The sequence below is a fragment of the Streptomyces sp. NPDC005485 genome, from assembly GCF_040606085.1.
GTDB lineage: Bacteria > Actinomycetota > Actinomycetes > Streptomycetales > Streptomycetaceae > Streptomyces.
Window position 1 is genome coordinate 1 of record NZ_JBEXDZ010000067.1, and the last position, 11,353, is coordinate 11,353.

At 71.0% G+C, this 11,353-nt stretch carries 10 protein-coding genes; 7 read left to right on the forward strand and 3 right to left on the reverse strand.

The window, feature by feature from the left end; genetic code table 11:
• Positions 1-301: zf-HC2 domain-containing protein (locus tag ABZS97_RS22645; RefSeq protein WP_356140112.1), on the reverse strand; the 301-nt coding region annotated here is incomplete at its 3' end.
• A complete protein-coding gene (locus ABZS97_RS22650; RefSeq protein ID WP_356140113.1) occupies positions 298-840 on the reverse strand; it encodes a sigma-70 family RNA polymerase sigma factor in 543 nt (180 codons plus the stop codon). The genes ABZS97_RS22650 and ABZS97_RS22645, both read right to left, overlap by 4 nt.
• 285 nt (positions 841-1,125) lie before the next feature.
• Between ABZS97_RS22650 and ABZS97_RS22655 the strand changes: the two genes are divergently transcribed.
• The 4 genes from ABZS97_RS22655 (at position 1,126) to ABZS97_RS22670 (ending at position 7,659) form a co-directional block, all read left to right on the forward strand.
• Complete coding sequence (locus tag ABZS97_RS22655; RefSeq protein WP_356140114.1) at positions 1,126-2,661, forward strand: DUF4331 domain-containing protein; 1,536 nt, start codon at positions 1,126-1,128, stop codon at positions 2,659-2,661.
• 106 nt (positions 2,662-2,767) lie between these two features.
• Positions 2,768-4,351: a tetratricopeptide repeat protein gene (locus tag ABZS97_RS22660; protein WP_356140115.1), complete on the forward strand. Its 1,584-nt coding sequence runs from the start codon at positions 2,768-2,770 to the stop codon at positions 4,349-4,351.
• Complete coding sequence (locus tag ABZS97_RS22665; protein WP_356140116.1) at positions 4,348-5,886, forward strand: sulfite exporter TauE/SafE family protein; 1,539 nt, start codon at positions 4,348-4,350, stop codon at positions 5,884-5,886. The genes ABZS97_RS22660 and ABZS97_RS22665 overlap by 4 nt, the downstream gene beginning before the upstream one ends.
• 75 nt (positions 5,887-5,961) lie before the next feature.
• The gene (locus ABZS97_RS22670; RefSeq protein WP_356140117.1) at positions 5,962-7,659 is read left to right on the forward strand and encodes a serine/threonine-protein kinase; all 1,698 of its coding nucleotides are present in this window, start codon (positions 5,962-5,964) and stop codon (positions 7,657-7,659) included.
• A gap of 5 nt (positions 7,660-7,664) precedes the next feature.
• On the opposite strand, the gene ABZS97_RS22675 is transcribed toward ABZS97_RS22670, so the two are convergent.
• Positions 7,665-8,474, reverse strand: coding sequence for an SGNH/GDSL hydrolase family protein (locus tag ABZS97_RS22675; RefSeq protein ID WP_356140118.1), 810 nt, complete (start codon positions 8,472-8,474; stop codon positions 7,665-7,667).
• A gap of 245 nt (positions 8,475-8,719) precedes the next feature.
• Between ABZS97_RS22675 and ABZS97_RS22680 the strand changes: the two genes are divergently transcribed.
• From ABZS97_RS22680 to ABZS97_RS22690, 3 genes are all read left to right on the forward strand, one after another.
• Complete coding sequence (locus ABZS97_RS22680; protein ID WP_356140119.1) at positions 8,720-9,133, forward strand: hypothetical protein; 414 nt, start codon at positions 8,720-8,722, stop codon at positions 9,131-9,133.
• A 370-nt stretch (positions 9,134-9,503) separates the two neighbouring features.
• Entirely contained in the window at positions 9,504-10,322 is an 819-nt protein-coding gene (locus ABZS97_RS22685) for a glycosyltransferase family 2 protein (RefSeq protein ID WP_356140120.1), read from the forward strand.
• Positions 10,319-11,332 carry a glycosyltransferase family 2 protein gene (locus ABZS97_RS22690; RefSeq protein ID WP_356140121.1) on the forward strand — a complete coding sequence of 338 codons (1,014 nt, stop codon included), beginning with the start codon at positions 10,319-10,321 and terminating at the stop codon, positions 11,330-11,332. Before ABZS97_RS22685 ends, ABZS97_RS22690 begins: the two co-directional genes overlap by 4 nt.
• The last annotated feature ends 21 nt before the right edge of the window (positions 11,333-11,353 follow it).

Consider the following 11,353-nt stretch of genomic DNA (forward strand, 5'->3'; position numbering starts at 1 on the left):
CGCGGGCCGGCTGCGCGGCGCCGCGCACGAGCAGTTCGTCGTCCTGGGAGGGGGCCTCCTGCGGAATGGTGCGTACGGCGGTCAGGACGCGGTCGCGCAGGGCCGGCGGGGGCGGCGCCGCGGTGGACCAGGCGAGACGGACGGCGTCCTCGGCGAGGGCGCGCACCTCGGCGGCGCAGCGCGTGCAGCGCCGCAGGTGCCGCTCGAAACGGCGCCGCTCGGCGGGCTCCAGGGCGTCGAGTGCGTAGGGGGCGGCAAGCGAGTGCGGATCGCGGCCCCTCAGTCGGTCGAGGACGCTCATGCGACTCCTCCCAGGCAGTCCCGCAGCCGCGTGAGTCCGTCCCGCATCCGGGTCTTCACGGTGCCGAGCGGCAGGGAGAGCCGTTCGGCCACTTCACGGTACGTGTACCCGTCGTAGTAGGCGAGGGTGACGGACTGCCGTTGCAGTGCCGTCAGACGGTCCAGGCAGCGGCGGACCCACTCGCGTTCGAGCCCGGCCTCGACCTCTTCGGCGACCTGGTCGAAGGCGGGGTGGTGGGCGCGCCGTCCTTCGCGCTGCTCGCGTTCGGTGGCCGCGCGGGCGCTGCGCACCCGGTCGACGGCCCGCCGGTGCGCAAGGGTGAGGATCCAGGAGAAGGCGCTGCCGCGGCCGGGATCGAACCGGGCGGCGGAGCGCCACAGTTCGAGCAGCACCTCCTGGGCGACCTCCTCGGACTGGGCCGCGTCCCGCACCACGCGCCGTACGAGTCCGAACACCGGCCCGGACACCAGTCCGTACAGCTCCTCGAATGCCTTCTGGTCGCCTCCGGCCACGAGCACCAGGAGTTCGTCCGCCTCCACCCGCTCCCCCTCTCCCTCTCCGGCCGCGCACGGCCCGTCCCCTCGGTCACACCGTCATTCGCAGCGAGTGCCCCTTCGGATGGGGTTACGGATCAGCGGGGCGAAAACGCGGGTCGACGGCCGGTCAACTGGCGGCCGGGACAGGAAGGTTCACACAACATGTTCCGCGAGCGGTGAAACAAGATTCGAAAGCCGACGTAAGAACGTTTGAGATTCGACCAATCCACCCCGGCGGGCGCTCCGAATGGCGTTGCGTCAGGCAATTGGGACGTGAGGACGGACGGCATGACACCTATCTCCAGGAGTGGCGCGCGACGCAGGAGCATCGCGACCCTCGTCTGTGGTGCGCTGGCCGCCGGGGGGCTCGCAGCCGCCGGCGTGACCGCGCTGGAACCGGGGGCGGCCAACGCCTCCAGCCACCGTGAGGCCCCGCTGATCTCGGGGCAACCGCAGTACGACAACACGGACGTGTACGCGTTCGTCAGCCCGGACAAGCCCGACACGACGACGATCGTGGCGAACTGGATCCCCTTCGAGGACCCGGCCGGCGGACCGAACTTCTTCACGTTCGCGGACGACGCCCAGTACGACCTGCACATCGACAACAACGGTGACGCGCAGGGCGAGCTGATCTACCGGTACACCTTCAAGACGCACCGCAAGAACGGGGACACGTTCCTCTACAACACGGGCCCGGTCACCAGCCTCGACGACCCCGACCTGAACATCACGCAGACGTACGACATCGATCTGCTGAGGCTGCACAACCAGAAGCTCGTCTCCCGGACGAAGGTCGCGGACGACGTGCCCGTGGCGCCGTCGAACGTCGGCAAGGCGTCGATGCCGGACTACGGCAAGCTGCGCGACCAGGCCGTGTACAAGCTTCCGGGCGGATCCACGACGTTCGCCGGTCAGGCGGACGACCCGTTCTTCCTGGACCTGCGTGTCTTCGACCTGCTGTACGGCGGCAACCTGACGGAGGTCGGGCGGGACACGCTCAAGGGCTACAACGTCAACTCGCTCGCCCTGCAGGTGCCCAACGACATGATCCGCGAGTCGTCCGGGCAGCCGATCGTGGGGATCTGGTCCACCACGCAGCGCAAGGACGCGCACGGTGACTGGACGCAGGTCTCGCGGCTGGGCAACCCGCTGGTCAACGAGGTCGTCAACCCGCAGAAGGACAAGGACAAGTTCAACGCGTCCGCGCCGTGGTACGACGCCCAGTTCCTCAAGAACGTGACCAACCCCGAACTGCCGAAGCTCATCGAGGCGATCTACAAGATCAAGGCGCCCGCCGAGCCGCGCAACGACCTCGTCGACGTCTTCCTGAAGGGCGTGAAGGGCCTCAACCAGCCGCCCAACGTCCGCCCGGCGGAGGAGCTGCGGCTCAACACCTCGATCAAGCCGACCATGCATCCCAAGCGGCTCGGCGTGCTCGACGGCGACAACGCGGGCTTCCCGAACGGGCGCCGGCTCACCGACGACGTGATCGACGCCTCGCTCCAGGTGGTCGAGGGTGAACTCGTCGGCTCCAAGAACGACCTGGGCGACGCGGTCGACAAGAACGACAAGAAGTTCGAGAGCTACTTCCCGTACGTCGCCGAGCCGACCTCGGGCTCGCGCGGCGCCCTCGCCAAGGGCACGACCAGTGGGACCGACGTGCGCAACCAGCTCGGTGACGCGCTTCAGCCTGCGGGTGCCTCGGGCAGCTCCGGCGACACCACGCTGATCGCCCTCTCGGCGGGCGCCGGCGCCGCGGGAATCCTCCTCGTCGGCACCGGCCTGATGTGGTGGCGCCGTATGCGCGGCCGCGCGTACTGACCCCCACCACCGACTGGCGCGGCCCGCACGTACTCATCCCCCACGGCGCGGGCCGCGCCGCTCCCCCCGCAACGACCGTTGCACCCAAGGACTTTGAGGAGAGCCCATGTCCCCGCGTAAGAACCACGACGCGCCGACAACCGCCCCCGGCGAGACACCGGCCGACCGCACAGCGGAGGCCACGCCCGGGGGTGAGGAGACGGGGGTGGACACCGGGCAGGCCACCGAGACCGAGGCGGCAGCGGACGGCAGTACGGCGACCGGGGCCGAGGCGGGAACGGACGGCGCCGCGGCAGCCGGTGACGGGCAGGACGCTGCGGCCGACGAGCGCGTGGTCGCCGTGCGGCGGGTGGCGGCGGCCGGGCGGCGTTGGCGGGGAGCTCAACTCGCCGGGTGCGCCGCTCTGCTGGCCGTCGCGCTGACCGGCGGGGCCATCGCCTGGGGGGGCGCGCGGGACGGCGGCACGGCGACCGTGGCGGCCGCGCCCGCGGGGCTGTCTCCCGAACTGCTCACCAGCGGCAGCCTGGACGCGAGCATCAGCTCGCTCCAGGCCCATCTGCGCGCCCAGCCACAGGACTTCGGCTCATGGGCGACGCTCGGGCTCGCCTACGTGGAGCAGGCGCGGACGAAGGGGGATCCCGCGCGCTACCCGCAGGCGCAGCGCGCGTTGGACCGCTCGCTGAAGCTGCGCCCGGACAACGACGCGGCGCTCACCGGACGCGCGGCGCTCGCCGCCGCCCGGCACCAGTTCCCCGAAGCGCTGAAGTACGCCGACAAGGAGCTCGCCCAGAACCCGTACAACGAGCGCGCGCTGTCCTCCCGTATCGACGCCCTGGTCGAACTCGGCCGCTACGACGACGCGTCGAAGGCCGCCGACCTGGCCGACAGCCGCCGCCCCGGCGTGCCGGTCTTCACGCGGTACGCGTACGTGCACGAGCTGCGCGGGGATGTGAAGACCGCCCGCCGTGTCCTGAAACTGGCACTGTCCACGGCGACTTCGCGCGGGGACGTGGCGTACGTGGCGTCGGCTCTCGGCCAACTTTCCTGGAACCAGGGCGAGTACGGCACCGCACTGACCTACTACGCGCGGGCGCTGGCGGCCGACGACACCTACCTTCCCGCGCTGGAGGGCCGGGCCCGCGCACAGGCCGCGCAGGGCGACCGGGCCGGTGCGATCCGCGCCATGGAGGACGTCGTGTCCCGCTATCCGCTGCCCCAACCCCTCGTCGAGCTCGGCGAGTTGTACGAGGCGCGCGGCGCGAAGGGGGACGCGCGCAAGGCCCACGACCAGTACGCCCTCGTCGATGCCTGGACCGCGCTGGCCCGCGCCAACGGCGTCAACGCCGACCTCGACACGGCCCTGGCCGCCGCCGACCACGGCGACCGCGGGGCCGCCCTCACCGCGGCTCGCGCCGAGTGGGCCCGCCGGCACACCGTGCACACCGCGGACGCCCTCGCCTGGGCGCTGCACGTCAACGGCCGGGACGCGGAAGCTCTTGCGTACGCCCGCCGCGCCACGGCCACCGGCTACCGCAACGCGACCTTCCTCTACCACCGCGGCATGATCGAACGCGCCACCGGCCACAAGAAGGACGCCCACGACTCCCTGACGGCGGCCCTGAAGCTGAACCCCGGCTTCTCGCCGCTGGGCGCTCGCGTCGCCCGCAAGGCTCTGGAGGCCGGCGAATGAACCCCCGTCGTCTCTTCGCGTCCTGCGCGGCCGTCCTCACGGCCGCCTGCGCCCTCGTCCTCGTGCCGGCGAGCGCCGCGAGCGCCCACCCGCTCGGCAACTTCACCGTCAACCGCTACGACGGCCTCGTCGCCGCCCCCGGTGAACTGCGGGTCGCCCACGTCGAGGACCTGGCGGAGATCCCGGCGACGCAGGCCAAGCCCGACATCGAGAAGCTGGGCATGACCGCCTGGGCCCGGCAGCGGTGCGAGACGGCCGCGGTCGGCAGCAAGGTCACCGTGAACGGGCGCCGGGTCGCGCTCGGCGTCGGCACCAGTCACGCGCGCGTGCGGCCCGGTCAGGCGGGTCTCGACACCCTCCGGGTGGAGTGCGGGCTGACGGCGCCGCTCCCCGAGGGGGACACCGTCTCCGTGGGCTTCCACAGCGCCGGGGCGTCGACCGGGCCGGGCTGGCGGGAGATCACCGCCCGCGGCGACCGTATGACGCTGACCGCGTCCGACGTACCGAAGAAGTCGGTGTCGCACGAACTCACCGGCTATCCCAAGGAGTTGCTCTCCTCGCCGTCGGACACCGCGTCCGCGTCCCTGCGGGTGCGCCCCGGCGGTCCGGCCCTCGTCGACGAGCGGTCGAACGCGCCCGCGGCCTCCGTGCTCCCCCGCGGCGCCGACCGCTGGACGCGCGCCCTGGACAACCTGGTGGCCCGCCACCACCTCACGCTCGGCTTCGCCTCGCTGGCCCTGGTGATCGCCATCGGCCTCGGTGCGATGCACGCGCTCGCGCCGGGCCACGGCAAGACGCTGATGGCGGCGACGGCAGCCGCCCGCGGCGGCCGGGCCGGACTCCGCGACGTCCTGCCGCTGGCCGCGTCGGTGACGATCACGCACACCCTCGGGGTGGTCACACTGGGCCTCCTCGTCACGGCCGGCTCGGCGGCGGCCCCTTCCGTGATCGCCTGGCTGGGCCTCGCGAGCGGCCTCCTCGTGACCCTGGCCGGCGCCTCCCTCGTACGCCGCGCCTGGCGCAACCGCGAACGCGCCCACGGACACAAGCACCCGCACCCGCACCCGCACCCGCACAGCCACGATCACGATCACGACCATCCCCACAAGGACGACCACCACCACGAGGACCCGCACACCCACACCCACACCCACACCCACGGCGGCGTCACCCACACCCACGCCACCGCGCCCACCATCCGCGGCACGATCCTGCTCGGTTTCGCCGGTGGACTCGTGCCGAGCCCCTCCGCCGTCGTCGTACTGGTGGGCGCCGCGGCGCTCGGACAGGCCTGGTTCGGCTTCCTGCTCGTGCTCGCCTACGGCGTCGGGCTGGCCCTCACGCTCACGGCGGCCGGGTTCGCCGTGGTGCGGCTCGGCGGCGGGATGTCGCGGCTGCTGGCCAGGCGGCCGCGCTGGACCGGTGGCCCCGTGGCGGCGCTGCTGCGCAGGGCCGCGCCGCTGGGATCCGCGTTCGTCGTCGTAGCTCTTGGGGCTGGATTGGTGTTCAGGGGGGCGGCATCCGCACTCGGCTGAGCTACTTTTGGGGAGAAATCACGCGGAGTGGAGATTTCGCGCGGATGCGCATGCGGATGCGAATGGGGGGCGCCCGTGTCCGAAGCACCGGGCAGTGAACGTGTGATCGCGGGACGATACCGGCTGCTGTCCCCCTTGGGGGAGGGCGGCATGGGGACCGTCTGGCGCGCCCGCGACGAGGTGCTGCACCGCGAGGTCGCCGTCAAGGAGGTGCGCGCGCCCCACGGACTCCCGGACAGCGAGGTCCAGCGGATGTACGCCCGCCTGGAACGGGAGGCGTGGGCGGCGGCGCGGGTCTCCAACCGCAACGTGGTGACGGTGTACGACGTGGCGACCGAGGACGGCCGCCCCTGGATCGTGATGGAGCTGGTCCGCGGTCTGGCCCTCTCCGACATCCTGGACGCGGAGGGTCCGATCACTCCGCAGCGCGCCGCGCACATCGGCGCCGAGGTGCTCGCCGCCCTGCGCGCCGCCCACGAGGCCGGGGTCCTGCACCGCGACGTGAAGCCGGGCAACGTACTGATCTCGAATGACGGCCGGGTCGTGCTGACCGACTTCGGGATCGCCATGGTCGAGGGCAGTTCCGCGCTGACCATGACCGGCGAGGTCATCGGCTCGCCCGAATTCCTCGCCCCCGAACGGGCGCTCGGCCGTACGCCGGGTCCCGAGTCGGACCTGTGGTCGCTCGGGGTCCTGCTGTACGCGGCGGTGGAGGGCAACTCGCCGTTCCGGCAGAACACCCCGCTCAGCACCCTGCGGGCGATCGTCGACGAGGAGTTGCCGCCGCCGTACCGTGCGGGGCCGCTCGCCCCGGTGATCGAGGGGCTGCTGCGCAAGGATCCGGAGCAGCGCCTGTCCGGCGAGCGTGCCGAGCAGGACCTGCGGGTCGTCGCCGCGGGCGGTACGCCGCGCGCGGACGCTCCGCCGGTCGCCCCCTACGCGCCGACGGTGCACACCTTCCCGGCGGAGCCGCCGACCGCGCCGCTCCCCTCCCCCGCCCCCACCGTTCCGGCCCAGCCCGCCGGGACGGCCACGACGACCACGGCGGAGCCGGGGCGCAACCGGCGCGCGGCCGTCGTGCTGATCGCGGGCCTGGCCGCCCTAGCCCTGGCGATCGGCGGGCTGACGTACGCCCTGCTGAACCGGGACGACGGCACCCGTGGAGGCTCTGCCGGGCAGACCACCAAGGAAGGCTCGGGCGGCGCGAGTTCGAGCGGGGGGAAGAGCAGCAGCTCGCCCAGCGGTACGCATGCGAGCAGCAGTCCTTCCAGCAGCTCGCCCAGCAGCGGGGGTACGACGACGCAGCCCCAGCAGTCCGTGTCGGTGTCGGTGGCGGGCTCGCACACGGACTACTCCGGCAGTTGTCCGCCGCCCGAGGCCCAGGCGCCCACCTTCACGGCGACGTTCACGGTGGGCCGCGTCCCCGTGGAGGTCGACTACCGCTGGGTGACGAAGACCGGTGAGGTGTCCGACCCGGGCTGGAAGACCCTCTCGTTCCCGGCGGGCGGCGGCCGGTCGCAGCAGAAGACAGTGATCGTGACGACGTACGACGAAGGCGGGACGTACGAGAACGAGATCAGCGTGGAGGTCCGCGGTCCGGTGCACGCGACGTCCAACTCGGTGCCGTTCTCGGTGACGTGCGAGACGGACACCTCGAACGGCGGGACCTCCGTCTCCCCTTCGTCCTCGGCTTCGTCGGGCGGGCTGTTCGGTGGTCCGGTGGGCCCCGATGCCGTGCTGCCGGCGCCGGGTCCCACCGGAGCGGGTCGCTGAGGCCCTCAGGCCACTGCGTTGAGGACGGGCAGGTAGCCGCCGGACTGGCCGGCCGCGGTCGGGTGGTAGGACTCGCCGATGTTCAGCCATTCGAGGCTGTGCAGCCAGGAGCTGCCGGAGCAGATCTCGTGGCCGCTGAAGGTGGGCCGGACATCGCCGAAGGTGAAGCCGTGGTTGCCGGCGACCTTGGCGATCGCGCTGTCCAGGTAGTCGGCGGCGCCGTTGATCGCGGCCCGCTTCGTGTCGGAGAGGCCGGTGAGGCAGCTGCCGCCCAGCTTGTAGAAGCGGGGGTAGCCGAGGACGACGACGTGCGCCGAGGGGGCCTTGGAGCTGATCGCCGAGTAGACGGTGTCGAGTTGGCCGGGCAGCGTCGAGTCGACGTACGCCCTGGCCGTGGCGATCCGGGACAGACAGGCGCTGTCGGACTGGAGTACGCAGGTCGTCATGACGTCGGAGAAGCCCGCGTCGTTGCCGCCGACGGTGATCGAGACGAGGCCGGTGGAGGACGTGAGGGTGCCCAGCTGGTTCGCCAGAACATCACCCGTACGAGCGCCTGAGCAGGCCTGGAAACTGAACGACGAGGGTGAGTGCGCGGCCTGCCACAGGTACGGATGGGCCTTCGTGCTGCGTTTGCAGTCGCCGCTGGAGCTGAGGTAGCTGCCGGATCCGACACCGGAGGCGTAGGAGTCGCCGAGGGCCACATAGCCGGTGCCTGCGGCCAGTTGGGACGCCTGCGCCGTCGCGGCCCCGGTGAGGGCGACGCCGACGGCGAGGAGGAGCGAGGTCATGTATGCCGTAAATCGGGAACGTCTCATGGAACCTCCCTTTAGCAGGATCTCTGCCACAACTGTCGTAGCAGCTACGCGTGTTGACAGGAAGTGTCCATGCCAAGACTTTCGCCCTTACCGGATCCCCCTCCCGGGGCGGACGGCGCCTCCGGGGAACTCTCGCGCCCCCCTGCACACCAAACGGCGTGAACGTATTCCGCACCTTGACGACCCCCCGCCCGCTGCGCGACATTGAAGTCCGGCATCCGGCGCTTCAGGGGGCAAAGTCGCCAATGCAGACGATAGGCATCAACCCGCCGTCGGACGGTGACGAGCGGTCGGGGCAGGAACCGGGGAGGGACCTGCTTCCACTGCTCGCGGGTGCGGCGGTGGCCGTCGCGGGAGTCGGTGCGGTGCTCGCACTCACCGACGTGGACTCACCCCTGCGCGGCCCGTTCACCCTTTTCTTCCTGATCGCCGCACCGGGAGCCGCCGTCGCAGCGGCGTTGCACGGCCTCGAACCGTGGGGCCGCACCATCGCGTCCGTAGCGGGAGCGATCGCCATTGATCTCCTCGTCGCCGAGGGAATGCTGGCGGTGCACCGGTGGTCCGTTCACGGAGGTATCGCGGCCGTGACCGTGATCAGTTCCGTGATTCTGCTTCTGGTCGTCCTCAAACGGATGAGGAAAATCCGTTCGAGGCGTTAGGTAACAGCCAAATCAACAAAAACGTGAGGCCACGTTCCAGGTCTTGCCATACGTGCACAATCGTCAATACCGTCGTACATCTCACCCGCATCGGTCCATCATCGAGCGGCTCATGGGGAGGGCTCAAGGACCGCGATGGATCCCGGCGCGGGGCGCGGTAGGGGGGTGCCGTGCTCGGTGACCGCACTTGTGCCGAGTCGTGCCGCGCGACCGACTACCGACTTCTGTAGTCGGCCAGCTTTGCCAGCTCACCCGGCATGCACGGAGATCGATTTCGTCATGCCGTAAGTGAGAACCCCCCTTTCGAACCGGAGTAGAGAACCGGACCGCCCAGGGGCGGGCGGTCCACCGGACGAGAGGGACCAGACTCATGAGTTCATTTCTGCGACCCGCATTTTCGAGTCAAGATCCGTTAATGGCCGGCAAGTACCGGCCCATCTCCTCTCACCTGGCCATTGCGCCTCCGGTGAGCGTCGTGATTCCCGCCATGAATGAGGCCGAGAATCTTCCCTACGTCTTCAAGACCCTTCCTGACTGGATTCATGAAGTGGTGCTGGTCGACGGCAATTCCACGGACGACACCGTCGAAGTGGCCCGCGGGCTGTGGCCGGAGGTCAAGGTCGTCGAGCAGCGCGGAAAGGGCAAGGGAGATGCCCTGATCACCGGATTCGAGGCCTGCACCGGCGACATCATCGTGATGGTCGACGCGGACGGCTCGGCGGACGGCAACGAGATCGTGTCGTATGTGTCCGCACTGGTGTCCGGGGCGGACTTCGCGAAGGGGTCGCGGTTCGCCAACGGCGGCGGCACCTCCGACATGACGCCGATCCGCAAGCTCGGCAACCGGGTGCTGTGCGCGGTCGTCAACGCCAAGTTCGGCGCCCGCTACACCGATCTCTGCTACGGCTACAACGCGTTCTGGCGGCACTGCCTCGACAAGATCGACCTCGACTGCACCGGCTTCGAGGTCGAGACCCTGATGAACATCCGGGTCGTCAAGGCCGGCCTCAAGGTGCAGGAGATACCCAGCCACGAGTACCTCCGCATCCACGGCGCCAGCAATCTGCGCGCCGTGCGGGACGGGTTCCGGGTACTCAAGGTGATCCTCAAGGAGCGCTCCAACCGGCGCGCGCTGGCCCGTAGGCCGCACGCGGTGGCGCTCAACTCAGGCCGGGGAGAGATGCCTTGAACGATCCGGACATCTCGGTGGTGATCTGCGTCTACACCGAGGACCGCTGGGAGGACATCCTCGCGGCGGTCGCCTCGGTGCGGGCGCAGTCCCTGCCCGCCCTGGAGACGCTGCTGGTCGTGGACCACAACGCGGCGCTCCTTGGCCGGCTGACCAGGGAGTACAAGGAAACCGGGGAGGTCCGGGTGCTCGCCAACGCGGGCCCCCGCGGCCTGTCCGCGGGCCGCAACACCGGCATCGCCGCCTCCCGCGGCGGGATCATCGCGTTCCTCGACGACGACGCCGTCGCCGAGCGCGACTGGCTGCGGTACTTCGCCGAGGGGTACGCGGATCCGCGGGTGATGGCCGTCGGCGGCCGTACGATGCCGATCTGGGCGTCGGGCCGCCGCCCGGCTTGGTTCCCCGAGGAGTTCGACTGGGTGGTGGGCTGCACGTACAAGGGACTCCCGCCGGGCCGCGTCCGGGTGCGCAACGTCCTGGGCGGCAACGCCTCCTTCCGCCGTACGGCGTTCGACGCGGCCGGCGGCTTCGCCACGGGCATCGGACGGGACGGCGACAAGCGTCCGCTGGGCTGCGAGGAGACGGAACTGTGCATCCGCCTCACCCGCGCCAGACCCGACGCCATTCTGCTGATCGACGACCGCGCGGTGATCCATCACCGGGTGCCCGAGGCCCGCGAGCACTTCGCCTACTTCCGCACCCGCGCCTACGCCGAGGGCCTCTCCAAGGCTCTGGTCGCCCGAAGCGTGGGCGCCGGCAAGGGGCTTGAGTCGGAGCGCCGGTACACCACGCGTGTCCTGCCGGCCGGGGTGGTCCGCGGGGTGCGCGACGCGCTGGTGGCCCGCGGGGCCAGGCCGGGCGGCGCGGGCCGCGCGGGTGCCATCGTCGCCGGAGTGCTCACGGCGGCGGGCGGGTACGCACTCGGCAGCGTCCGGGCCCACAGGGGTGGCGCCGTGTTCTCGGTGGTGCGGATCGAGGAGGCTCCGGACAGCGAGGGGGCTGCCGCATGACCATGCGCACCGTGCACGGGG

What these genes read in the sequence shown, in the direction of transcription:
- ABZS97_RS22665 (WP_356140116.1), top strand. Translation starts at nt 4,348, where the DNA reads ATGAACCCCCGTCGTCTCTTCGCGTCCTGCGCGGCCGTCCTCACGGCC.
- ABZS97_RS22660 (WP_356140115.1), top strand. Translation starts at nt 2,768, where the DNA reads ATGTCCCCGCGTAAGAACCACGACGCGCCGACAACCGCCCCCGGCGAG.
- ABZS97_RS22655 (WP_356140114.1), top strand. Translation starts at nt 1,126, where the DNA reads ATGACACCTATCTCCAGGAGTGGCGCGCGACGCAGGAGCATCGCGACC.
- ABZS97_RS22685 (WP_356140120.1), top strand. Translation starts at nt 9,504, where the DNA reads ATGAGTTCATTTCTGCGACCCGCATTTTCGAGTCAAGATCCGTTAATG.
- ABZS97_RS22675 (WP_356140118.1), bottom strand. Translation starts at nt 8,474, where the DNA reads ATGAGACGTTCCCGATTTACGGCATACATGACCTCGCTCCTCCTCGCC.
- ABZS97_RS22680 (WP_356140119.1), top strand. Translation starts at nt 8,720, where the DNA reads ATGCAGACGATAGGCATCAACCCGCCGTCGGACGGTGACGAGCGGTCG.